Origin of the sequence: Flavobacterium sp. LC2016-23, from assembly GCF_009674775.1 — a bacterium.
Lineage (GTDB): Bacteria > Bacteroidota > Bacteroidia > Flavobacteriales > Flavobacteriaceae > Flavobacterium.
In genome coordinates, this window is record NZ_WKKE01000004.1 from 225,717 (window position 1) to 249,943 (window position 24,227).

19 protein-coding genes are annotated in these 24,227 nt (G+C 35.0%); 1 reads left to right on the top strand and 18 read right to left on the bottom strand.

The window, feature by feature from the left end:
- Window positions 1-4: 4 nt before the first annotated feature.
- From GJU43_RS05070 to GJU43_RS05140, 15 genes are all read right to left on the bottom strand, one after another.
- Window positions 5-898 carry a cyanophycinase gene (locus GJU43_RS05070; protein ID WP_154339734.1) on the bottom strand — a complete coding sequence of 298 codons (894 nt, stop codon included), beginning with the start codon at window positions 896-898 and terminating at the stop codon, window positions 5-7.
- 9 nt (window positions 899-907) lie between these two features.
- Window positions 908-1,861 (bottom strand): isoaspartyl peptidase/L-asparaginase family protein, encoded by a 954-nt coding sequence (locus tag GJU43_RS05075; protein ID WP_154339735.1) that lies wholly within the window; start codon window positions 1,859-1,861, stop codon window positions 908-910.
- A 101-nt stretch (window positions 1,862-1,962) separates the two neighbouring features.
- Window positions 1,963-3,312: a RagB/SusD family nutrient uptake outer membrane protein gene (locus GJU43_RS05080; RefSeq protein ID WP_154339736.1), complete on the bottom strand. Its 1,350-nt coding sequence runs from the start codon at window positions 3,310-3,312 to the stop codon at window positions 1,963-1,965.
- An 11-nt stretch (window positions 3,313-3,323) separates the two neighbouring features.
- The gene (locus tag GJU43_RS05085) at window positions 3,324-6,326 is read right to left on the bottom strand and encodes a TonB-dependent receptor (RefSeq protein WP_154339737.1); all 3,003 of its coding nucleotides are present in this window, start codon (window positions 6,324-6,326) and stop codon (window positions 3,324-3,326) included.
- Between the two features lie 643 nt (window positions 6,327-6,969).
- Entirely contained in the window at window positions 6,970-9,018 is a 2,049-nt protein-coding gene (locus tag GJU43_RS05090) for a GEVED domain-containing protein (RefSeq protein ID WP_154339738.1), read from the bottom strand.
- A 962-nt stretch (window positions 9,019-9,980) separates the two neighbouring features.
- The gene (locus GJU43_RS05095; protein WP_154339739.1) at window positions 9,981-10,439 is read right to left on the bottom strand and encodes a hypothetical protein; all 459 of its coding nucleotides are present in this window, start codon (window positions 10,437-10,439) and stop codon (window positions 9,981-9,983) included.
- A gap of 7 nt (window positions 10,440-10,446) precedes the next feature.
- A complete protein-coding gene (locus tag GJU43_RS05100; protein WP_154339740.1) occupies window positions 10,447-10,737 on the bottom strand; it encodes a hypothetical protein in 291 nt (96 codons plus the stop codon).
- A 111-nt stretch (window positions 10,738-10,848) separates the two neighbouring features.
- Window positions 10,849-11,826 carry a fasciclin domain-containing protein gene (locus GJU43_RS05105; protein WP_154339741.1) on the bottom strand — a complete coding sequence of 326 codons (978 nt, stop codon included), beginning with the start codon at window positions 11,824-11,826 and terminating at the stop codon, window positions 10,849-10,851.
- Window positions 11,827-12,179: 353 nt separating this feature from the next.
- Window positions 12,180-12,644 (bottom strand): DinB family protein, encoded by a 465-nt coding sequence (locus tag GJU43_RS05110; protein WP_154339742.1) that lies wholly within the window; start codon window positions 12,642-12,644, stop codon window positions 12,180-12,182.
- 156 nt (window positions 12,645-12,800) lie between these two features.
- Window positions 12,801-13,379, bottom strand: coding sequence for a Crp/Fnr family transcriptional regulator (locus GJU43_RS05115; RefSeq protein ID WP_154339743.1), 579 nt, complete (start codon window positions 13,377-13,379; stop codon window positions 12,801-12,803).
- A 541-nt stretch (window positions 13,380-13,920) separates the two neighbouring features.
- Entirely contained in the window at window positions 13,921-15,015 is a 1,095-nt protein-coding gene (locus GJU43_RS05120) for an alkene reductase (protein ID WP_154339744.1), read from the bottom strand.
- A 196-nt stretch (window positions 15,016-15,211) separates the two neighbouring features.
- Entirely contained in the window at window positions 15,212-15,637 is a 426-nt protein-coding gene (locus GJU43_RS05125; protein WP_154339745.1) for a nuclear transport factor 2 family protein, read from the bottom strand.
- A 76-nt stretch (window positions 15,638-15,713) separates the two neighbouring features.
- Complete coding sequence (locus GJU43_RS05130; RefSeq protein ID WP_154339746.1) at window positions 15,714-16,136, bottom strand: putative quinol monooxygenase; 423 nt, start codon at window positions 16,134-16,136, stop codon at window positions 15,714-15,716.
- 510 nt (window positions 16,137-16,646) lie between these two features.
- Window positions 16,647-17,741, bottom strand: coding sequence for an NAD(P)/FAD-dependent oxidoreductase (locus GJU43_RS05135; protein WP_154339747.1), 1,095 nt, complete (start codon window positions 17,739-17,741; stop codon window positions 16,647-16,649).
- A gap of 2 nt (window positions 17,742-17,743) precedes the next feature.
- The gene (locus tag GJU43_RS05140; RefSeq protein WP_229655004.1) at window positions 17,744-20,884 is read right to left on the bottom strand and encodes a LodA/GoxA family CTQ-dependent oxidase; all 3,141 of its coding nucleotides are present in this window, start codon (window positions 20,882-20,884) and stop codon (window positions 17,744-17,746) included.
- An 834-nt stretch (window positions 20,885-21,718) separates the two neighbouring features.
- Between GJU43_RS05140 and GJU43_RS05145 the strand changes: the two genes are divergently transcribed.
- Entirely contained in the window at window positions 21,719-22,243 is a 525-nt protein-coding gene (locus tag GJU43_RS05145; protein WP_154339749.1) for a hypothetical protein, read from the top strand.
- Between the two features lie 115 nt (window positions 22,244-22,358).
- Here GJU43_RS05145 and GJU43_RS23235 read toward each other — a convergent pair whose 3' ends face one another.
- The 3 genes from GJU43_RS23235 to GJU43_RS05160 form a co-directional block, all read right to left on the bottom strand.
- Complete coding sequence (locus GJU43_RS23235; RefSeq protein ID WP_154339750.1) at window positions 22,359-22,730, bottom strand: DDE-type integrase/transposase/recombinase; 372 nt, start codon at window positions 22,728-22,730, stop codon at window positions 22,359-22,361.
- 247 nt (window positions 22,731-22,977) lie between these two features.
- Window positions 22,978-23,697 (bottom strand): YoaK family protein, encoded by a 720-nt coding sequence (locus tag GJU43_RS05155; protein WP_154339751.1) that lies wholly within the window; start codon window positions 23,695-23,697, stop codon window positions 22,978-22,980.
- A 146-nt stretch (window positions 23,698-23,843) separates the two neighbouring features.
- Window positions 23,844-24,206, bottom strand: coding sequence for a hypothetical protein (locus GJU43_RS05160; protein WP_154339752.1), 363 nt, complete (start codon window positions 24,204-24,206; stop codon window positions 23,844-23,846).
- Between the last annotated feature and the right edge of the window lie 21 nt (window positions 24,207-24,227).

Sequence of the window (24,227 nt, forward strand, 5' to 3'; positions counted from 1 at the left end):
TTTTTTAAAGTTTAAATTTTTCTCCGGGCAGAAGAATGTCTATAAGAATATTTTCACCGCCCAAAAGACCATTTTTTGTTTTAACACTATTTTTATTCGGGTTTTTTAAAATGATAACTTGTGATTCTCCAGCGACTACTGCCGAGTCACCATGAACAATTATGGCAGTTGATTCATTAATCCCAATTGCTTTTTTATCAGGATGCTCTAAGACAACTGAAAGCAGTCTGTTCATTCTCATTCTGTAAATAAAGTGCTGATCTATTATTGCAGAGGGCATTAGTCCAAGTCCTTCTTTAATCTCAAAATTTTCTGATTCAATAGTTCGAAAGTTACCGCTGTACTGAGAATGTTTATACTCAATACCTGTTATCATTTCACGGCTCATTACAGCAGCACCAGCACTAGTTCCGGCAATTGTTGCACCATTTAGGTATGCGGTGTGTATGGCATCGTATGCCGGTGTGTGAAGAATTTGGGACATAAATAAATTTTGGTCACCGCCGGTAATGTAAACTAAAGATGCTTTTTTTATAGAATCAATCTGATAAATGCTTTGTTGCTCTTTTTTTAAATTGAATGTTTTTATTTTATCAGGATTGACTTGTACTTCAACAAAACTTTTTTTAGCATAGTATGACGCAGAGTCTGGCTCCTCACTTGCCATTGGAAGTATTACAATAAAATCGTCATTTTTTAAATTACTGGTGCTTATTAATTCCTCAATAAGTGATTTTGATATTTTACCGCCTCCCATTATAAATAACGTTCCTTTGGCTGTATTTTTTACAATTTTGCCTGCGGGTAAATTTTCTTGCCTGACCGAAGTATTTTGTTTTGATTTGCACGATAAACTTATGAGTAAAATTATCATTGCTAATGGTTTGAAAGTTTTCATTCTTTGCTATTAATTTTTTTCTTCCAGATCCCAAATAAAAACTTTCTTCTCACTATTTTTCTCACTAACGTAACCCCGATACATTCCTTCAGAGTTATAAGAAAAATTAACATTTCCATCCTTGTCAATTGCTATAAGCCCTCCTTCTCCTCCCAGCTGTGTCAAATGTCCTTTGATGGTTGTTTCAGTTGCCTGCTCCAAAGACATTTTTCCAAATTCCATTAAATTTGAAACCATTGAAGCGACTGTGGCTCTGATAAAATATTCTCCAACGCCTGTACATGATACGCCACAAGTTTTATTATTGGCATAAGTACCAGCTCCAATAATTGCAGAGTCACCAATACGTCCGTCCAATTTGTTGGTCATTCCTCCAGTCGAAGTTGCGGCAGCTATATTGCCATTTCTGTCAAGAGCAACAGCACCAACAGTTCCCATCTTTAAATTAGAATGATCCAGAAAAGTTGCTGTTTCAGAAATTTTTTTCGCCTCCAAAAATTGTTCTTTTCTAAAATCAGTGTCAAAGTAATTGTTTTCCACTAATTCATGATTAGTTTGTTCTGCCAAATTATCAGCAGCTTCACCAGATATCATTATAAGTTCTTTATTTTCCAGTAAGCTTTTGGCAAATAAAACAGGGTTTTTAATTTTCATACTGTTCGCTACTGCCCCGGCCTCTAAAGTAGCACCATCCATTATTGACGCTTCCAGCAAATGCTTGCCTTCCCGGGAATAAACGGCTCCCTTTCCTGCATTAAAATGAATACTGTTCTCCAGAACTACAACTGCAGCTGTAACCGCATCAACGGCATTACCGCCTTCTGCTAAAATTGCTTCTCCTGCATTAAGAGCAAGAATTAAGTCTTCTTTTATTTTCTTTTTATCTGCTTGTGATAGATTCTCAGGCGTTATTACACCCGCGCCTCCATGTATACAAAGTGCAAATGGTATTTTATTTATCATTTTTTTTTCTTTTTTCTTTTTTCTTAAATTTTAAAGAAGACTGCTAAGCGAAATACATTTTTTTTGATGAATTCCGCATTAGCAGCTTCCTGTGGGTATTTTTAATATCCTGGATTTTGTTCTAATTTGCCACGCGCAATCGTAATTTCATTTTGTGGGATCGGATAGGTTGTTCTAAAAGCAGGAATATTTAAAATTGAGGATGCCTTTCCTAATCGAACCATCGTAAACCACTGATGTCCTTCAAAGCCCAATTCCCTTTTATTTTCTTCAATCAGAACATTAACAAAAGCATCTGGATTTGGAATATCCGCCAAAGTGTAAGGTTTGGCAGGCAGTGCTCTTTGACGCACCACATTTAAATCAGCCAAAGCCAAAGTTAAATCTTGGGGATTTTTTTTGGCTAATGCCTCTGCGCGAATTAGATAGATTTCTGAAAGTTTAATGATAATTGCGTTTCCATCTATTTCGCTGTCACGGGTTCCGTATTTATCGCAATACACTTCTTTTCCTGAATCGTAATATTTATAGCTTCTTGGGTCATTGTCATCGTCCATGGCTTTGAAAAAATTACTATAGTCAGCTGAAACCTCCGGAGGCGAAACGGATAAATACTCCGTTAAACTATTACCGTCAATTCCTAAAAACTGTAATTCTAATATTGCTTCTGCCGAACCTTCAACATCATAAATATCATTAAATTTTGTGTTTAATTTATACGTAGTGTTGCTAATTACTTTACTGGCGTACAATATAGCGTTATCATAATCACCTTGATATAAATAAACCCTTGCCAGCAAAGCTTCAGCTGCCGCTTTTGTAATGAAAAATCTATTACTGTCATATTTTAAAATTGCGATTGCTTCTTTTAAATCTGAAATAATCTGCTGATAAGACTGAGCAACAGTAGATCTGGAAACTTCAGTAGCCGATTTTGCATCCAAATATGTAGTTGAAACAGGAATTCCATATTTTGAGTTCAGATCTGTAAATTGTCCAAATTGACGCAATGCATCAAAATGGCCTAATGCCCTGCAAAAAAGTGCCGTACCTTTAGCATTATCATCATTTAGCTGAAGCTCTTTCATTTTTAGCAAAATTAAATTACTCGCATTAACAAGTGAATAAACATTTACCCAATTGCTTTGAATATAAGCATTTGATGGCGGAACAATGGCATTATCCAACTGCACAAAACGTTCCTGAAAGCCTGTTGCATCAGCATTACCGCCTGTTAATTCCTGTGCCAATATGAATTCACCACCATAGTACGTGCCGCTTTGCATCAGATCATATAACCCCACAGCGGCGGCTTTTAATGAAATATTATCAGTTATTGCAGTTTCCGCCGGTATTTCATCATCTAATTTCGTGTCCAATACATCGTCACATCCTAAAACTGTAAAGGCAAGCAACATAGACAAGAATAAATATATCTTTTTATTTTTCATGATTTTAAATTTTAAAATGTTGTACTTAATCCTAATGTAAAGGTGCGCGCCTGACCTAAAGTGCCAAAATCTTCCCCTTGCATGCTATTCAAATCTTGCTGACTCGAGGTATTTGTAGAAACCTCAGGATCAAAACCTAAATAATCTGTGATGGTAAATAAATTTTGGGCTTGCAGGTAAAGAGAAAGATTAGTCAACCCCATTTTGCGAATGACATTAGAAGGCAATTTATAAGCAAGACTTAAAGTTTTCAATCGTATGTAATCACCATCTTCCAAAAACTGAGTGCTAAAACGCTGCATTTGTCCATCTTTTGTAGATGGTCTTGGTACGTCAGTAATTTGGCCTGGCGTTCTCCAATAATTATCATATACTCTTTCGCTTATATTAGAATAGGGTATACCGCTTTTTGTATAACCATAATTGTCATAAACATGTCGGCTTTGATTGAATATTTTATTTCCTCCGGAGAATACGAAGTTTGCTGTCAGGGTAAATCCTTTGTAAGTAAAATTATTGCTCCATCCGCCAAAATAAGTGGGTAATGCGCCACCAACAATCTGCCTGTCTGAGAAATCAATAATTCCATCCTTATTCACGTCATCAAATTTTGCATCTCCGGTTTGCGGATCCACACCCAAGAATTTAATTAAATATAAAGTACTAACCTCCTGTCCTTCTTTAAGAATATGATTTCTTCCTACTTCTTCTCCGTCATTGATTAATTTTTTAATCTTATTGTCAAGCAACGTTAAATTTACTCCTGTATTCCATTTAAAATCGTTTCCATCAAAGACAGCAGCATTAATTCCAAATTCAAATCCTTTATTTTCTATGGCTCCAACATTTTGATAAACAGAATTAAAGCCTGTAAGTCCCGAAACTTTAGCCTGCAATAAAAGGTCATCTGTCTGTTTGTTGAAATAATCAGCCGTAAAATTGATTCGGTTTTTAAACAATCCAAAATCTAAACCAATATCGAGTTGTTTTGTTTTTTCCCAGCCCAGGTCCGGATTTTCTAATCGATTAGGGGCTATTCCGGGAACTCCGTTATAATTAGCATTCAAAGTATAAGTTCCTCTCCAGTTTGAACCAATTTCCTGATTTCCTGTTAGTCCGTAACTGGCTCTGATTTTAAGATCAGAAATGCTTTCAATTTTAAAGAATTTCTCTTTGTTGATTCTCCACGCCAATGATCCTGACGGAAAATAACCGTATTGATTGTTCTCTCCAAAACGGGAAGAACCATCAGCTCTCACCGTAAATGATGCAATATATTTATCATCGTAAACATAGTTTGCTCTCGCGAAAAAAGACTGCAAACCGTATTGATTTCTACCCGAAGTACTGGCAATAATTGTACTTGCTGCTGAAATACTGGATGTTGTGTTGGTAGCATATCCTACGCCGGACTGGTCTGAAAAACGAGTTTCATTTTCTTGTATTGTCCAGCCTAAAATACCTCCGAAATTATGCTTTTCGCCAAATTGTTTATTGTAGTTTAAAGTATTTTCAACAAGCCAGTTGGTTTCCTCATAGGTCGCAAAAATACCTTCACCTGTTTTAGATTTATTTGTGCCTGACGGAACGTAAGAATCCTCAACTAAGTTGGAATACTCCAATGAAAAAGCAGACTTGAATTTTAAATCCGGAATAATTTTCCATTCAACATATGCTGTCCCCTGTACACGTGTAGACTGAGAGGTGTTTTTATATTCTCTGGCAATCTGAACAGGGTTCTCAAGGGGCCACCAGGTATTGTATTTAAAGGGGTTGGTATAATTCCCCTTGTCATCATAAATGGGTTCTGTAGGATCCCAGCCCTGTGCATTAATGACAACTCCATATTCATCGTTTTCTCCAATTGTTCGCTGATGATTGCTTCGCGTTATAAAAAAAGTGTTTCCAATTTTAAATTTTTCATTAATAGTATGATCAAGATTCATACGGGCACTCAATCTCTTAAAGCCTTGCCCCAATTGAATTCCTTCCTGATTATAATAATTCCCGCTTAAATAATAACTTGTTTTTTCACTTCCTCCCTTAACGCTAAGGTCCAGATTTTGTGTTATACCAACTCTGAAAATTTCATCATAAATATTGGTATTGATTCCTTTTGAAGTATCAATCCAGTCAAAATAATCGGAACCCAGTCCATCAAATTCAGCAGCGGTATTAAAAAAACTTTTAAACTTGTCGCTATCCACCATTTTTGGATATTTTGAAATTTGAGCAAAAGAAGTGTAATAATTAACATCCACTATACTTGCGCCTGTTTTACCTCTTTTTGTGGTAATTAAGATTACTCCGTTGGCCCCCCTTGATCCATAGATAGCAGCAGCGGCAGCATCCTTTAAGATTGTAAAAGATTCGATATCATTTGGACTCAAATCCGCCAAGGGATTAACTGGCTGTATATTCGCATTCAATGCTGAATTATTTCGAGATACTATCGGAATTCCGTCCACTATATAGAGTGGCTGACTACTGGCTGAAATAGAAGAGACACCACGAATATTGACACTCACCGCACTTCCTGGCGTAGCCGATGATGAACTTATGTTCACCCCGGGAGTTTGTCCCTGCAGACTGTTTTCAAAACTTGAAGAGGTTCCCTGAGGCAAATCTTTTGTTTTTATAGATTGCAGACTCGAACTTACATCCTTTTTAGATTGCGTTCCATAACCAATAATTACCACTTCATCCAGACTTTGACCCTGACCTGATGCCATAAAAATGGTATAATCGGATTTTCCGTCCAGCGTCACTTTTTGTGTCTGAAATCCGATATAAGAAAGTTCTATTGAAGTGCTGTTTTCAGGTACCTGAAGTTGAAATTTTCCGTCAAAATCAGTCACTGTACTTACTTTTGAATTAGGAACAATAACATTGACTCCTACCATGGGTATATTGGATTGCTTGTCTGTAACAGTTCCCTTTATAGTTTTTTGTGCGTATGTTGAAATACATGACAACAACACAATAATTAGTTTTATTTTATTGTTTAGTTTCATTTTCCTGATTTAAAATTTAATAAAATTGACAATAGAAATACCTTAACTATTCATGAAAATGAAGCGTTTTGGCATAAAAATCTGTAAACTGAGAAGGGAAACTTTTAACAATTAAATATTGGCTGCAAACCTTTTAGATAAAGTGATTTGCAATCAATACATCGGTTTGATAAATTGGTAAAATTCATTTGGTTTGGTTTGGTTGAGAAGATAAAAAAATACAATAATGATACAGACACTCAGGAATGGTGTTTAAATATCAATTTTATTCAGCAATTAAAGATAGGCTGAAGACCTCTTAAAGTAAGAGATTTTGTTTTTGAGATTGTATTTGCTTTTCGTGTAATCAAAATAGATTGATTTTATTTGATGCTAAAAGTAGAAAAAAAAATGAACTAAAAAATAAAAATCACAATTTTTATTATACTTTATTTATACTTTTAGTTTTTAAATTGATATTTCTTTATCATTTTATGATTTCAATTAAATAAAATAAACACACACTTTACAAAGTTGTAATATTAGGAAGCATATTCATTTTAAAATAGCCTCCTAATATTAATTACTTATGTCTGGCACAAATAAAAAACTATAAAATGTATTGATTGCCATTACCTGCAAAATACTTTAAAAAACAAAAAAATTAATTTGATATTATAAATTTAGAGCGTTTTACGACTTTGTCACCCCTTTTGACAGAAAGCAAGTATTGACCTGCTTTTAAATCTGAAACGTTTATATCTATGCTATTCTGACCTAAGTCCCCATGAGTAATGATTGTTTTTACAAGCGAAGCATTCAGATCATAAATAGATACATGAATATCCTCTTTTTCTGCCAATGCAAAATCAATTTTAAGAAAATCTACAGCCGGATTTGGGTAAATTACTATTGCAGTATTAGTCTCTTCTATATTTTTAATTTCCTTAAATTTTGCAGTTCCGCCTGAAACATTCAGTGTATAATCTTCTGTTTCGCCATAAGTATAGGTACCGCAAGAAGATGTAATTGAATTATAACTTACTATGATTCGCATTCTTATATTTCCACTAACGGCTGATGTCGGTATTGTAATCTGCGGTGTTAAAGTAGAGCTGCTGAAAACAGAATATACCTCTTCTCCCGAATCCGTAAATACACCATTATTATTTAAATCTATAAATACTTTCCAGTATAACTTTCTTGTTGCGCTAAATCCGGGTGTTAAGGTCAAAGTCGTTGCGGTCCCTTTAGAGATAGTAGCAACCTGCGAAGAAAAATCAGCATAACCTCCATTTGAATTACTTAAATTACTAATACTTCCAATTGCTACTTTTTTGATCCATTCTCTACTGGAATCACTTCCTGCGGAAGAACAATAGGTCACTGTGCCGCCCCCGCCAGAAGCTGTGGTGAAGTTTATCGATGCTGCAATAGAAGAGCCACTAGTGCAATTACCATAAACTTCGACATTGTATAAAGTGTTCGCATTTAAACTTGTCAGATTTGCAGAAGTTACTGTTGAAGCAGCAAGTGTTATCCAGGTAGAGGAACTATTTGCCTTATATTTCACCGTATAATCTGTTGCTGTTGTACCGGTCCAACTAAGGATTGCAGAATTTGTTGTTATGCTGCCTGCCGTTACGTTTGCAGGTGCGGGGCAGCTTGATGGTGCGGCACCTACTGTTTCTGTCAAAGTTCCATTAATTACTTTAATCACACCGTAAGTTGCTTTAGATCCGGAAACTGTCGTCCAGTCGTTTAAATTTAGTGTAGTGGACCCAGTAGTATCCCCTTCAATTTTGATGATGCGTACTCCTTTTCCGCTATTGTTCCAGGTTAAAGCAGCCCCTGAAGCTACAGTTTCTGGTATCGAACTGGTATCAAACTGATAAAAATAGGCATAGTTTGCGCTTGCAGGAGCAAAAACCTTAGCAATACCATTCTGATCAATACAAACTGCTGTTTTTTCGTAAACTCCAATTCCTTTTGCATTCAATCCGGCACCTAAATCTTTCCACATTCTGGCAATAAAAGCTGTTTGCCTGCCTCTGCGGTCCGGATTATTATAATGAGTATCAGTAATTACATTAGCCAGTATCGCATTGTTTACAAAATCATTTGCTCCGATCGTCATATCTGAGTTATAAGGATTAGCCAGGGCCTGAGCTGAGGTAACACTTGCATTTGCAGCACTATAATAATATTTACCCTGAATAGCACATCCGGCGCTAGTTCCTCCAACAGGTACTTTCTTTGTATTTATAAGATAATTTATGGCATCTTCTACCGGAGTATCTTTCCAATATGAGACATAAGTGGCCTGATCTCCACCTGCAATAAATAAAGCTTCAGCATTTCTAATTTTGGTTGCAATTTCTGCAATACTGGCCTTTGCTCTGGTATCAATTAGAATTGTTTCTACAGAATTTACCGTTCCCAATCCATAGATATAATCATTATAAGCTCCTGTACCTGCAGATCTAATGACAACAAAATCTCCACCACCAGATTTTTGTATCATCCATTTTATTGCATCATCATTATCTGTTCCACCTCCCATTAAACATGTACCGCCTGTAGTCGTGGTGTTAACATCCGAAGTACTTCCTGTTATCCAGCTCGTGTAAGTTTGTGAGTATGTAAAATTTATTGTGAAGAGAAAAAATAATATAATCAAATGATTCTTCCTGATATTGTAAATATTTTTCATAATATGTTTTTTGTTTAATGTTAAAATTTAAAAATTAACAATAGTGCTCCAATCGCAAATCAATTTTGTAAAATGCACAAAACATAGTACAACAATCAATACACGATTTTAAATACCATTGAAAATTATATTTCAATCTTTTAAAATTTAATAAAATGGAATATTAGTTTTCAATACAATTTCTAAAGCAGAAAGCAGAAATTAAAATATTGAAAGCTTTAAACTATGAAGAAGGTTATTTTCAACAATTGAATATTGGCTGCAATCCTTTCAAATAAAGTGATTTGCAATCAATACAAACGAGAGCTAAGTTATTATAGTTCATTTTTTGTGGTTGAGAAAATTAAAAATAAAATAACTAAATGTAAAACGAGAAGCTTTTAAACAAGCAAAGTTTCGCATAATTTCTTCAACAATTAAAAATAGGCTGAAGACCTCTTAAAGTAAGAGATTTAGTTTTTAAAATTTTATTTATTTTCCTAGAAATCAAAGCAGTAGATTTATTTTATCAAAAGTATAAAAAAAAATGATTCAACAAAATAAATCACACAATTTTACTGAACTTAATTCACTAATTATTCTTTTTATATGAATTTAATTTATAAAAAATAAAGCTTTACTGAATAAAACAAATCAATATTGTTAATTTTTAGCATAAAATAAAAACAAAAATAAATTTAGAAATAGGATTTGTAAGCATACTTATATTAACCAGTAATGGTTTGAATATAGCAATAAAAATTCCTCTTAAAGCAAATTTAAAACGAACTATACGCTTAATTTGCAAGCGGCTTTATATGCTTTATTAAGTTGGAATGAATATTTTTTTTGCTACAAAAAGTTAAGATGGCTTTTTTGAAATTTTCCGTTTAAAGAGTATATTTAAAGGTTTTAAAACACAGAACCTTTTGTTTCATCTTTTCAAATAATTACAGGATTCGATGGAGTTGAAATCATTTTTTTCAGATAAGATCTGAAATCATTTTTTTCAAATAAACAGATACAATGTTCTTATTTTGAGACTGAATCATTCTTTTATCTTCTTCAATACTATTTCTATATCCCAAAAATGAGGGACAATTAGTCTGAACGGATAACCTAATAATTCTAATTTCTAAATTTTTCGGATCTAATTTCACAGCCTCTTCAATATTTTTTTTACCTTTTTTAAAAGTAGCAAACTTTGAAAGAGGATTAATGGTATGTTTGGCCCATATTGTCTGAAATGCACCTAAATAAGCCAATTTCACACTGTCTTTATCATTATCTGAGTTCAGATTTTCAATCATTGTTTGACAAAGTTTTTTATTTGAAATAGCTTTCTGATAATTAGCTCTAATAATTTCCAAATCTATGCCTGGCTCTTTACAAAAAGATGCCAGAGCAATAGAGGTTACTAACAATAATTGCACAAATTTCATCTTAATGCTATTTTATACAGTATACAGCTCTGCTCATTGTGAGAAATTTATTTTGACCATTCGGCATACAATTATCTACTAATGAAATAATTACATTGACACCATTGCCCGAAGCACCAGATACAGGTAATAAATTAGCCGATAGTGCCTGAAACCCGTTACTCATAACATCATTTTGAGCATCTATGAAAACTGGCAGCATTATTTTACCCTTAAGATTCTTCATTTTTGTTTTATTTATATTAATCTTTTTAGCTTCATCCGTTGAACCTGCAAAAAATGATTTCTCCCTTTTCATCCAAATTGATGCTAAAAAGCGATTAAGAAAAATAAACTTTAACTTAATCGCTTTATTAAAAAAGATTCAATTTTTTTTTTAATGCCCGCTTAAAATACAGTTTTACTGTAATTAAAATTCAGGCAATAAAACTTTGTCAATTACATGAATTATTCCATTTGAACATTGCACATCTGTAGCGACAATAGTACTTACTCTGTCACTTGCATCTGTAATTTTTGCTCCGCCAGTCAGGCCAATGGTAAAGTTTTGTCCTGCAAAAGTACTTACAACCTGCCCGTTTGTTAAAGCTGATGATTGCACATTTGCTCCGGCAACAACATGGTATTTTAAAGTTGTTTCCAGAACATTTGCCGGAATAGCAGGAAGTCCGGAAAATCCAGTTTCAGTTAAAAAACTGGTAAAAGCCGCATTTGTAGGCGCAAAAACAGTAAAAGGCGAGCTGGCTGTTCCTGATAATATGCCTGCAAAACCCGATGCAGGATTATAGGTCAGGGCTGCTACAAGAGTTGTAAAATTCTTATTGGCAATAGCATGATTCACAATGGTAGGAAGTGCAATAACGCCGTCAACAATATGAATGACTCCGTTCGAGGCTTCAATGTCTGCAGTAGTTACCGTGCCGCCCCCATTTGTTTTCCCTCCATTAATATCAACAGCTGTCCCCTTTTCAATATACATACTGATCGTATTTGTAGCGGATGCGCCTCCCTTGGCTAACGTTTTAACATAACCAGTTGTAATTTCAGTTGACTTAACTTTTGTACTTAAAACATGATTGAGTAAAATTTCTTTTAAAGCTGCTGCAGGAACTGCATCAAGATTGGCATAACCATTAGCAGACAAAAAAGCACTAAAAGCCGTATTAGTAGGTGCAAAAACGGTATAAGAACCGGAGGAGTTCAACGTGGCAGTGAGACCTGCTTTTTCCAAAGCAGCAACCAAAGAACTAAGATTAGAGTTTGCCTTAGCAATTGATGCGATTGTTTGAGGTTGTTGTGATGGGGTATCATCATCATTGTTACACGAAATACTGACTAAAGCAATTAAAGCTAAAAAAACAAGTAATTTAATTTTGATTGTTTTCATAAGATATTTTTTATAATTTATATCGCTAAGTTAATTAATTTTGTTTAACAAAATTTCAAAAAAATTAAACAAAATAAAATTTTAACTTTTTTTTACAATTTCACAACTGACTAAATTTTACTTACTTATAAAAAAAATTAAAGGAAGATCGTGATTAAATATAGGCGTCAAAGAATAAAAATTTAGGAATTCTGCCATTAAGATTAATTCTATATGTCCGGGTTTTGTCGCCACTTATCCAGGAACTGCCGAGTGGGAGCACGTCCGGTAAGTGAAGGTGCCGAAGGGATAGTTTGATTACTTTCGGTTTGCTTTAGGAAAATATCAAGGCTTCATAATTTACGTAACTCGTACTACAAGAGAAAAGCAAGCTGCCCCAGGTGATAACACTGATGATTTACAATAGTTAGCATCGCTTTTAACTGGTGATACGATTTATCGCTCTCAATTATCCATTGTTTTTTATCTATCGAGGCAAATTTAAGATTCAGGTGTTCATTTAAGGCAAACCAATGCGATTTTACCTCTTTGACAGCTGGAAAATTCTGAGCACATTTGTCAGGACAGCACAAGAAAATTTTCTCATACTCGGGATACATTTTTTCTCCAAAATCAAAAAGGGGCATCAACAGATCATTACTGGCAATCAAATGCCCCAAAAGATAAAGTCCGCTGTTTCTTCCAAAAGCAACATCCTTTGTCAAATCTTCATCATTAAGCTTGCGAACAAGATCGCTGATTTTCCTGTTTTGTAAGAGCCACGCCTGATAAATAATGCTCCGTTCCATATTTCCCTCCGCTATTTTTGTCGTTTCCATTAAATTATACTACTAGTGAAATTTTTAAGATGATCCTCTTTATGCAGTGAAGTAGTACACAAAAATAATTTCAATAAGGCTGCAAACAATTGATATAAAATAAAAAAGCACTTGATATATATCAAGTGCCTCATTGGTTGGAATTGTATATCCAGATTATTTTTTTGAATTCTGTTTTCTTATTCTGCTCAGCGTTTCGGGAGTCATTCCTAAGTAGGAGGCAATCATGTGCTGCGGAACCCGTAAAGCAATTTGTGGCTGTTTCTCAATAAATCGAACATATTTTTCTTCTGCATTAAGGCTGATACTGTTATTGATACGATCCTGGCTTGCCACAAAACTTCGTTCGATTATTAAATTAACCAAATCCTGAAATTGCGGTATGCTTTTCATAAGTCCAGCAAAATTTTCCTTACTGATTAATAACAAGCTACTATCTTCTATGGCATCAATATTAAAGCGGGATGGTGTGCCATTTAGAAGGCTTTCCCTGTCACCTATCCAGTAATTTTCAATGGCAAAGTTCAGAACATGCTCAGCAGAGCGGTCGTCTATACTATAGGTCCTCAAACAACCTTTGGTTATAAAAGCGTTATACCGCCAAATATCCCCCTCTTGCAACAGATACTGATTTCTTCTAAGTTTTCGTACCACGCAAACGTCCTCGATCATTTTTAGTTCCTGATCACTGAGTTCTATTTTACTTTGCAAGTATTGAGCAAAAATCTCAAACATATAAATCTTAATTAAAATGAAGTTTAATTACAACCGTAAAGATAAAACAATAACTAAATGAATTTACTTTTAAAAATGGCATCGTATTCGAATGACTCATTAAACGAATTTTAGTTTTTAAGTAATTCGACAAAAATCGTGCTTCTCATCAGTAAATCCTGAAATTATTTATAAATCTTATTTCTTTGTTTTCGATGCTTTTATTATTAAATCACACGTTTTTACTGATTTGTTCCTGTGCAAAGGTACTTTGAGTAATAACAGAACTTAAAGCCAGGACCGCAATTGCAGCTAAGCCTTTTAACGATTTAAATATTTTCATGTCTTTATTTTTTAATTTTTATTTGTCATTTTTGACGATACAAAGTTGCAAATCCTACATCATTACACATTAGGCATATATTCCTGATATGTTAACCATTTTTCCTAATCTTATTTTTTTACAGAAACGGGCAACAATTTATGTTACTTAACTTTCCTAAATAAAAAAACTCTTAAATAGCTTAAGAGTTTTACTTCGTTTTAATAAATATGATAATACTTAATTTTCCTTGAATGTCTCGTAATCAGTGTAACCTTCAACACCACCAGTATATAAAAGATCCGTGTTAGGAAGAGATAGTGCAGCTCCAGTACGATACCTTTCTACTAAATCAGGGTTAGCAATAAACGGCAAACCAAACGCAATAAGATCAGCATTGCCTGAGCGTAAAAGTTTTTCTCCTTTTTCTGAATCAAGTCCACCGCCAATCATAAGAGTGCCATTGTATAATGGTCGAAAATAAGAAGCGACATCCTGAAATGCTTCTGCCGGAGTATCGGCAACCGATTCCATAGGTCCTAAAACATGAAGATAAGCAAGATCAAATTGATTGAGCGCCTGTGCTAAATAACGAAAAGTGGGCTCAGTATCCGCATTAGGTTTTAACGTTCCGGAACTTGTGGCAGGACTAATTTTCAATCCTACTCTTCCTTTTCCCCAAACGCTGGTTACAGCTTCCAGAAGTTCGATTACAAAACGGCTTCTGTTTTCTGCAGATCCGCCATAAGAATCTGTTCGTTTATTAGTCTCCGAACTCAAAAATTCAGGAAACAGATACACATGAGCTCCGTGAATTTCTACTCCGTCAAAACCTGCCTTTTTTGCATTAAGGCTTGCGGTGCGAAAATCTTCAATAATGCCTTTAATGTCCTCAACTGTCATTTCGAGCGGTACAAGAGTATCTTTAAACCCGTCAGGTGTATATGTTTGCTCATTTGGATTAATAGCAGAAGGTCCAAGAGGCAGTTTCCCGTTCAGATGATCCGGATGACTAACAGAGCCCACATGCGAAATCTGAAGAAATATTTTACCTCCCGCATCATGTACCGCATCAACAACATTACTCCAGGCTTTGGTTTGGTTATCAGTGTAAATACCGGGTACATTAATATATCCAATAGCATCCGGGCTTACCCAGCATCCTTCTGTAATAATAAGACCTGCCGATGCGCGTTGTTTATAATAAGTTGCCATTAGGTCAGTGGCCATAAGTTCAGGATTGGTGGCACGCCCTCTTGTCATTGGTGCCATCACAATACGATTTTTTAAAGTAAGGTCTCCCAATTTGTATTCAGAAAATAATTTATCGTTCATTGTTGTGTGTTTTATGTTAAAAAATAATAGTATTTTGATATGTTCATAAGAGAGTCAAATTCTATAATAAGAGCATTATTAACCTGTTCCGATTTAATTTTGAAATACAAAATTTAAAATCCGGGTTGGTTTTAAAAACATGCTTTTTGTGTTTATAGTAGAAATTTAAACTGACTAAATAAAAAGTATCATTTAGTTATTCAAAGGGCAGATAAGTTGCCGCTTCAGGGAAGAAGCTTTTTGCAACCTCTGCCATGTTCAAAGCTTCTCGAAGCAATTTAATTTTTCCCTTATCGGCCACTAATCTGCCCATATAGGACTGATCGTAGGGAAGTCCTGTCTTTCCGTTGGTACAATGAACATCATATTCTCCAAATACCTGATCTGGTGTATCAATAAGAATTTGAACATTTTCAAATTTAAAACCAGGAAACATATTCGGAAGATTTTGCAGAAATTCTAGTATGACATTTTTACCTTGCATCTGCCATGGCATTCCCAGACTTTTAAGATATGGAAGTTCAATAGTAGCATCATCTGCAAATAATTCTATTACTGTATCTGGATTGTTGATATTTTCAAGATAACTGACAAGCAGTTCTTTAGGTGTTTTAGTACTCATTTTTATCTAATTTAAGCAGGTTGAATATTGTATTTCCTTTTGCAATTACCGTAAACTGCGAAAAAGTTTCTTCCAATTATTTTTTAGTCAAGTGTCCAAATGAAGTATAAGCCTCCGGAGAGCGCTCAACATTCATTTGCTTTAAAACTTTCTCAAACTCGACAGCATATGTCTTTTTCATCTGAACATTGATGAAATGGGATACAGTATCATTCCATGTTTCATAAACAAGAAATTCTTCGGGTTTACGTATAGCCTGATGCAGATCTGCGGCAACAAAATTCTGTTCATGGCTAATGGTGTCGAAAAGTTTAATTAATACATTCTTAAATCCTTCGGCATTTTCCGGAGTGGTTTTAAATTTTATGCACAAAACAAGCGGTGTGCTGTTTTTATCCTGAATCAGTGTTGATTGTTGTGCATGCACGCTTATTTGCGTTGTCAAAATTATTATAGCTGTAAAAGCCAATTTTTTAATTTTATCGGAGTAAGTCTTCATTTATTTAAATTTTAATTGAAGTACAAAATTAGGCCGGGATATTGATATCGATATTGACATATAATAAGAAATCAATTGACAAATCTCAAGCACATCAATCTAGTTTTTATGGTATGGGAAGAATAGTGAACGATTCCGAAAAAGATGCTAAGCTTAAAATATACTGTCTGCAGAATAATATACTTTGGGTAACAATGGCCTTTTGTATTGATGAGTTTAAGAATTTGAAAAAGGCAAAGTTAAAACGTAGCTTTAGATGCGACAGAACCCAAAATCTCGTGAACGCCTTATTTATTTTCAATAAAGAAATTTTCTCTAAAATAATTTTGATTTTAAAAAACTGAATAAAGTTAAGTTTTAGCTTTTTTAACATTTTACTTTCAGTGCGTAAGCAAACCGAAATTTGTAATTACAAAAATGCAGCTTCACTTTTCCTCTACTTTTTGTTTGCATTTATACTGTTATAAAACTACTGTTTGCATTGTATAACCACCACTCTAAAGGAAAACATCAAAACCGTCTCAGCCAAAAAGGAGCTGTTTTCCACCTGGTTTCTGCCTGATAAAAAATACTTTTGTGTTTTAGGTAATGGTGCCAAATGTGCTCTGTTTGTTCTGTATGTATTTTTTGAAGTGTTTCAGTAAACCCATGCTTTAATAGTAAAGTTTGCAGTTGCATAGCACTCGCCATTGCATTGTACATCCCTTGCGAAGATAATGGGTCAAAACTTAGTGCTGCATCCCCTAAAGCAACCCATTGCTGCCCGGCTACTTGTTTTAATTTAGTTGAATTAGCGGCAACCGGACCTTTAAAAACAATAGCATCTTCATGTTCGTTTAGTAAAGACAAAATAACAGGATTTTCTTTTGCCAATTCCAAAAATGAGGCAGTCGTTTTTAACTCATTTTTAGCTACTAAATCAGCATCGGTATGAAAAGCGACCACCCGTTTGTCACCAGGAATGACAGCACTGTACCACCACCCGTTTTCACTGGCAGAAATGGTACTCATGGTATTTGTTCTGCAATTCGGCAGAGTAACCCAACAAGCGACCAATTTATCTTCCAATTGTCGTTTAATGCCCAAGCTCTTTGCAAAATGAGCCTGACGCCCACTAGCGTCAATAACAAAAGAAGCTGAAATTGTAGCAATTGATAATGGGCTGGCACTAGCTCTTAGTTGCACCTGCCAACGAGAATTTTCATAAGAACTACTATGCAGTTTGGAACCCCACAAACAATGTACACCTCTAGTTTCTGCAACCCTTCTCAAATAGGCTTCAAAAGCCTGGCGGTCCAAATTTTTAACGAACCCATCAGGGTTTCTTAAATCGTCTACTAAATGCACCTGGTCGCTTCCCCAATAGGACTGCATACCGACACTTTTCCGGTACAAAGTGCCTGCCTGGTTTTCCAAACCCTCCAATAAATCCAATTGTTTTAGAATGCGTTGCGAAGCAGGGGCCAGAGATTCTCCAATGCGCTCGGCAGGTTCAGGAAGTTTATCAACTAATGTTACATGATAGCTATCTATCAAAGAAATGGCGGCAATGCAACCTGCAATGCCGCCACCTATAATTAATATATCTGTTTTTCCTGTTGCCAAATCTAATATTTTTTTGGAATAAAACGCTGGAAACGAACCAACTGTTCAGGAACGCCCACCTCTTTTCGAGGTTGTCTGGAATGCGGAACAGTTCTTGTTTTGGTGAATTTATGTGCTTTAGAAGCTAATAAATCAACTAGTTTTTGAACTTCACTTGTTAAAGCTTCATCCTGAACCAATTCGTCCTGAACCAATTCTAACAGTTGCTCACGAGTGCTTTCGATTACCACTTGTTCAGTAAACAAACCTTCGTTAGACAAATGTTCCAAAGTAGTATATAATAAAGATTCTTCTTTCTTATCCAAGTGCTTGTTGTCATTTAAGATTTTTCTTAATCGAATTTCTGTCTCTTGTAACAACAGTTGGTTTTGTTCCTCATTAGGAATTACACCAATTTGCATTTCTGGTGGGAAATTAGGATTATCAGACACCCCCGGACGCGGCTGCACAATCGCTAACTTGTCAAAATACTTCACCATTGCATTAATCTGATTGGTTTGTGTTGGTGCTTCTCCATCTAAAGGCAAATCATCCAGCCAAAAATAACGATATGCAAAAGCTTCTCTGCGGGTTTCTTCATCTAAGTTAGGATCTAAAGTTTCTTTGTAACGTTCTTCACTCAAAATATTATTAGGAACTCTGGCAGGCCAAAATGTTGGCAGATAAGGATCGTATGCCGTCGTATAACCATCTCTGCAGCTTGACGTATCAGTTTGCCAGGGAATAGCCATCCATCTTGTCACACCACCTGGTACCTGACCCCCTAATAGAGGACCGGCAGGTAAGGTCAAAACATCACTATTCATAGTAGAACCATAATAATGGTAATCGGTTTTTGGTGTTTTAGGAGCGTGTTTCAATCGGAAAGGAGCCATATACATACCGGAAGTTCGCATAGGCCAAGTCATTTCACAACCCGGATGAAAAGCATCTGCCAGGCAGAAATCCATGGCAGCTTTGGTTAGCATGTCGGGTTGTTCAGCAATAGGATAATCATCAATTTTTTTAACAGGTGGAATATAAGGACAGCCTGTTTTATCAACAAAATCAGCATCAAAATCACCTTCGACCCATTGATCTAAAAACTGCAATTGCAAATGCGATAAGGTGGAATGCTGACGCACAGAACCTAGTGTTGGAATGGCAACTGCATCGCCATATAACCAAGGCCATAGCTGCGGAGCTTCAGCACCAGATTGATCAAACCTACGGAAATTATTGGAAATAGTACGACGCATTTCTAAGTTGGCAGAAGACGGATCATTTAGTTTTTTTACCCATGCTACACTGGTATAATTAAATTGTCCACCCCATCCAAAAGCAGCTGCAAATCCTGCATTTACCCATTGTAAATTGGTCATTCTTTCAAAAATAGGCAAGATATCTTTACAGAAAGAAGGTCTTGCAGGTCTTACTAACATTCCTGATTCTACAGCAACACTGCGCATTAAATCCCACATAGTACGCACCGATTTTTGCATAGGAGCATAATCTGGCGGAGCGCAAATCACCCAGGCAGGATCTACATTAAGAGTCACTCCTTCATATTCTACTGTGGCGGTAACAGGGCCATCTGACATATCATCGTACCAACCTTCATTGTTGGCAAAGGTAATGGCTCTGTCTCCATTGATGTTTTTCGATTTACCGTGACCACCCAGCATTACTAAACGTCCTTTTTCGTCGGTGTGCATTTCTCCTAAATAAACCGATTTGCCCATGAATTTTCCCATGAATTTTTTTCCTTCAGTGATATTAGGTTTTGAAATACTTTCTCCCCCGCCATCAATCAATAACTGGCTGCGGTCTCTTACATCAATATTTCTTAATAAAGAAGGAGGAACATTAGGAGCGGTTGCATCCGGAATATCTAAGGCAATTTGAAATTGATACCAAGATGATTTTTGATTGGCCAAATGCGAATGCCAAGTAATTTTAGCATTATCCATAGTTAACTCCTTAATAGCTTTTCCAGCAGCATTGAAACCATAAATTCGAAATTGTGCGGCCTGACGTTTTATCGCTCCAGTTTTATCACGATAAGCATAAACATCCTCTTTTGCTTCTGGTTCATCTACTAAAGGGCCTATAAAATACTCTTCTTCACTATTTCCCACGCGCATCACACCAATAGGGGGATAAATACCGGCTCTAACAATACAATTACTATCCTCGTCTGTATTGCCCCTAAAATGTGGATTTATGGCATTAGGTTCTTGTAGCTGTTGTCCATTGGCTTGATGCCTTGCTTCAGCACTAGCAGCATAAACTGTTTTACGAGCCTCTGCAATTGAGCCTATAGGTTTATGAGCTTCTAAAGTTCTCCAAATATTGAAGGAAAGATTGCTTCCAAATTCAGACTGACCAATCGCAGTTACATCTTGTTGAGGTAAATGCAACCTTGCAATACAGATGTACGGACTTTCCTCTGTACTCCAAACTGCCTGTGCATCATTAAGGGGCATGGTTGCTTCGTTCGTACGCAATTGGATTTCAAATCTGAAAGTAGCAGCTCCATTGCGTAAACGTCTTTCTAAATCCAATCGTAAATAATTATCATCATCAAAAGGTGCCCCTTTATAAATATCATCTGGAACCAAACGATACTTAACAATTTGATTTTCTCCCAGTTGAAAAGGCAAAATAGCCCAATAACCAGTACTTAACACACTCGCTTCTTCTTTCTGCATAGCTTGTAAAATACTAGCTAATTCAGGATGTTTGTTGATATAAGCATCATAATCCCTATCAATAACACCTGCAGTAGTAAACGTACACATTTGTTGTGCATCACGAGCAAAAAAGCGATCGATATTCTGAAAAATGAAATCGGCGGTAGGACCTTCCCCAAAAAGCTTTGGTCCTTCCACTCCAAACAATTTTAAACCCACTCCAATAGTCGAATGTAAGTCAGGTGAAGTAGTTCCTGTGTCACTGGAGAAACGAACAGCACACTCATAAAGAGAGCCGGCAAAAATACCTTTTTTGAATTTTTCAGGAATATCCTCATTGATTACGAATTGTCCATAAGTGATACCATGTTGTTTTCTAAAAACAGCACGTTCGGCCGGGTTTTGCCCTTTTTCGATTCGGGTTTTTTGACCCATTTCTACAAACATCTCTTTAAGACGCTGTGTCACCATTTCAGTACTGCCACTACTGTCCCAACATTTTACGTTGTTTGCAGTAGGTTTTTCAATGATTCGTTTTTTGTTGTCCATATTTAGTAATTATTGGTTTGTTACGCTATTTAATAGTAAATCGTTCATATTACGCATACTACAACAGCCAAAAGAGCGCAATGGTTAGCCTTCTATTGATAGTATATCCTTACAAAACTAAATTTTCTCCTGCAAATGAATGTAGGTAGTTTTACGTGTTTTTATAAAAGCTGGAATGGATAGTTTATTGCCGTAAATACTTAAGGCAGTTTTTGAAGATATTTCGCCAGTATTGGTTTTGTGGCAAAATCGTGGCACAGTGATATTTTCGAAAATAGAACCACGAAAAATTAATACTTGCCAAATTTAGGTCTGAATATATTAAATAAATGTAGAGTGTTAATGCTATCGTCTGTTTAAAAACAACTTGTAAAAGAATGTTCTTAAATTTAGTATAAGAAGGTATTTAAAGATATCTCATTAAAACAGGAAATGATAAATACGTGAAATAATATGCAAAACGATTTTTTACTCTTTACCTGTAAAGTAAACAAATCCCGGTCCTCAAAATTGAGCATTATAGTAACCAGGAATAAGCAAAAATTATTGAAAATGAATTCAAAAATATTGCGAATAAAAAATCTGAAATAAGTTTAAATTTTTAATATATTTATTCGCACAAATGTACATGTACTGATTGAGATAAATTGATCCCTAATAAAAAAGAATGTGGATTAACCCATTATAAATCAGCACTGCTAAACTGCACTTTTTATAATACGTATTGGTAATAAGTACAAAATAAAATTGAAAAAAATGAGAAAATTAAAAACAACTTTAAGTATTATTATTGTGCTACTTTATATCTCCTTAAGTAATGCACAAGAAAATAATAAAACTTCTGCAAGCGACTTTAAATTATTGGTTGGTACCTGGCAAGGTACTCTGACATATCTTGACTATTCATCAGGCAAACCCTATACGATGGCAGCAGAATTAGAAATTAAGAGACTTGATAAAACAAATAAATTTATTTTATCAAATATTTATCCAAAAGAACCGAGTGCAAATTCAGTTGATACTCTAACAATTTCATCTAACGGTAGATATATTGATAATGAATTAATAAAACTAAGAAAAAAACTAGAAAATGGCGAAATTGAAATTATTACTGAAAAACCAGGTAAAGATGGAAATGATAATAAACCAGCCATATTAAGATACACTTACACTATTAGTAAAACAGCTTTCAAAAAAAGAAAAGATGTCCAATTTACAGGGGAGACGAAATGGATAAACAGACATGAATATTCATACAAACTAAAATCCGGAAAATCATAAACGATTCGCAATATTAAAACCCTCTTGGTAGAAGTACCAAGATTCTGTCACATGTGTGAAATTACAACAATAAGTAATCAAAATAAAAAAACATGTTGCCAACTTAAAGGAAGATTTACAGCCTGGGTTTAATCTTTGATAACGAACGCTTGTTGTAGACTTTGATAGCGGTAGTATTAGAGCCACTTTTATAAATGTTTATTACTCCTGACTTGTAGTTCTTACGAATTGATTTAATTAGAATTAAGTAAGCACTCCATCTCTGTATTTTTCTGTCCAAAAGAAAGTCTACTGTATTACCTAATTTATCTAAAGCTCGATATAAATAACACCAAGTACCTTTTATTTTGCTATAGGTTCCATCCAATCTCCAACTTGCCCCCACTCTGCCTTTTTCCTTATTCGCCTCTGATTCAATGAAATGTATAAACTTATAAACCCAGCACCGGATCTTGGTATGATCTACAAGCACCTGCCTAATTTTCATTCTTTCTTCAATGTCACGGTAATTAATTACAGCTCCTTAATTTAAAATTCATCACCCGAAGAATAGATTTTGGTTCGCTATGATCTTTAGTATTCATTTTTTGTTAGTGTTAAAATTCCTAAGGTAAAAAGGTATTTCCAATGCGTCAGAACCACTACGAAAAATCGAGACTGAATCTGAAATTTTTTTCTATACCTGTCTCATCCTGGCATATCCTGTAACTAAAACGCAAGAAATGATGGGACTACTATCTGTATCTTCTTTGTATCAATTTGATTTTTAATTTCAGATTGTCATAGATAATTCCAAAAATAAGAAGTAGTGCAGAATACAATAGTGAAGTTAGCCCGATTTTAGAATACAGCACCCCGCCTGTAATTCCGCCTGCAAAAAAGAAACTGATTATCGTAAGGCGTAATTTTATTGAGGAAAAAAGTTTTTCTTTTAATTCCTTTTCTCTATAAAAGAACAATTGAGAGAGTTCGATTCCCATATCGGTAAACAGCCCGGTCAGGTGTGTTGTTCTTACCGTCGCATTGGAAATTCTTGTAACCAGGGAATTTTGCAGCCCCATTGCAAAAAGCAGGCTGCAGGCAATTAAATTAGGGTTGTAATCAATTAAGCTTCCTCCAAAAACAGCAATTAAAAGCAGTATTAAGCTTTCGATAGAAGTAGGCACTACATAAACATACTTTTCATTCTTTCGTGAAATTAGTTCGACTAAAAAGCTCGAAAAGAAAGAGCCAAGGAAAAAAAAGAATATATAGAGAAAGTAAATAAAAGCTTTCCAGAAATTTAGTTTAAAAACTTCGTCAACAAAGAAGGCAAAGTGCCCTGTAATATTAGTGGTAAGTGTTGCAACAGCAAAAAAACCTGCAACGTTTACCATTCCGGCAACAAAAGAAAGTAACGATGCGATCTGCACATTATGCCTCCATGTTCTCCTTCTGCCTTGATGTAAAAACATTTTTTTGTTTTGGATTTGCAGGATTAATATTTCGTAATGCTAAAAATTAGAAAAAAAATGATGACCAATAATATACAGTGGCATTAATTCCAAAGTATGACTGTTCTTTTAAATTGAATTTAAGTGGTCAACACATTCCAAAGTTACTATGGAATTATACCTGAACAGCATAATCTTAATGACGTATTTTTCCAGGTAATTGAGCCACAAATTAACAACACTAAATTTACAACTACTAATAAATATGGTAAAATTCCTGAACCATACTCAATATTTAAAAAAAAAAAAGAAATACGGCAATTTGATTTTTCTTTATTTAATCTACTCTGGGAAAAAGGCCATTCAATATAAAATACAGATCCAGAATTCAGGTTACTTTCAACCCCTATTTTAGATCGGGTCATCACTAATAATTTATGTGAAATAGCCATGGCGGCACAAGCACCTGTATCGTTAGAAGTATCCTCATCGATTTTGGGAGTAAAAAGCTGGTTTTTTTGTTTTTTCATCCCTACCTCTGCCTTCCTCTT

Excerpts from the sequence above, each read along its gene's own strand:
- GJU43_RS05115 (WP_154339743.1), bottom strand. The coding sequence starts at position 13,379 with ATGTTTGAGATTTTTGCTCAATACTTGCAAAGTAAAATAGAACTCAGT.
- GJU43_RS05100 (WP_154339740.1), bottom strand. The coding sequence starts at position 10,737 with ATGAAAAGGGAGAAATCATTTTTTGCAGGTTCAACGGATGAAGCTAAA.
- GJU43_RS05095 (WP_154339739.1), bottom strand. The coding sequence starts at position 10,439 with ATGAAATTTGTGCAATTATTGTTAGTAACCTCTATTGCTCTGGCATCT.
- GJU43_RS05110 (WP_154339742.1), bottom strand. The coding sequence starts at position 12,644 with ATGGAAACGACAAAAATAGCGGAGGGAAATATGGAACGGAGCATTATT.
- GJU43_RS05140 (WP_229655004.1), bottom strand. The coding sequence starts at position 20,884 with ATGGTGACACAGCGTCTTAAAGAGATGTTTGTAGAAATGGGTCAAAAA.
- GJU43_RS05120 (WP_154339744.1), bottom strand. The coding sequence starts at position 15,015 with ATGAACGATAAATTATTTTCTGAATACAAATTGGGAGACCTTACTTTA.
- GJU43_RS05130 (WP_154339746.1), bottom strand. The coding sequence starts at position 16,136 with ATGAAGACTTACTCCGATAAAATTAAAAAATTGGCTTTTACAGCTATA.
- GJU43_RS05090 (WP_154339738.1), bottom strand. The coding sequence starts at position 9,018 with ATGAAAAATATTTACAATATCAGGAAGAATCATTTGATTATATTATTT.
- GJU43_RS23235 (WP_154339750.1), bottom strand. The coding sequence starts at position 22,730 with ATGAAAATTAGGCAGGTGCTTGTAGATCATACCAAGATCCGGTGCTGG.
- GJU43_RS05155 (WP_154339751.1), bottom strand. The coding sequence starts at position 23,697 with ATGTTTTTACATCAAGGCAGAAGGAGAACATGGAGGCATAATGTGCAG.
- GJU43_RS05085 (WP_154339737.1), bottom strand. The coding sequence starts at position 6,326 with ATGAAACTAAACAATAAAATAAAACTAATTATTGTGTTGTTGTCATGT.
- GJU43_RS05080 (WP_154339736.1), bottom strand. The coding sequence starts at position 3,312 with ATGAAAAATAAAAAGATATATTTATTCTTGTCTATGTTGCTTGCCTTT.
- GJU43_RS05125 (WP_154339745.1), bottom strand. The coding sequence starts at position 15,637 with ATGAGTACTAAAACACCTAAAGAACTGCTTGTCAGTTATCTTGAAAAT.
- GJU43_RS05160 (WP_154339752.1), bottom strand. The coding sequence starts at position 24,206 with ATGAAAAAACAAAAAAACCAGCTTTTTACTCCCAAAATCGATGAGGAT.
- GJU43_RS05145 (WP_154339749.1), top strand. The coding sequence starts at position 21,719 with ATGAGAAAATTAAAAACAACTTTAAGTATTATTATTGTGCTACTTTAT.
- GJU43_RS05070 (WP_154339734.1), bottom strand. The coding sequence starts at position 898 with ATGAAAACTTTCAAACCATTAGCAATGATAATTTTACTCATAAGTTTA.
- GJU43_RS05075 (WP_154339735.1), bottom strand. The coding sequence starts at position 1,861 with ATGATAAATAAAATACCATTTGCACTTTGTATACATGGAGGCGCGGGT.
- GJU43_RS05105 (WP_154339741.1), bottom strand. The coding sequence starts at position 11,826 with ATGAAAACAATCAAAATTAAATTACTTGTTTTTTTAGCTTTAATTGCT.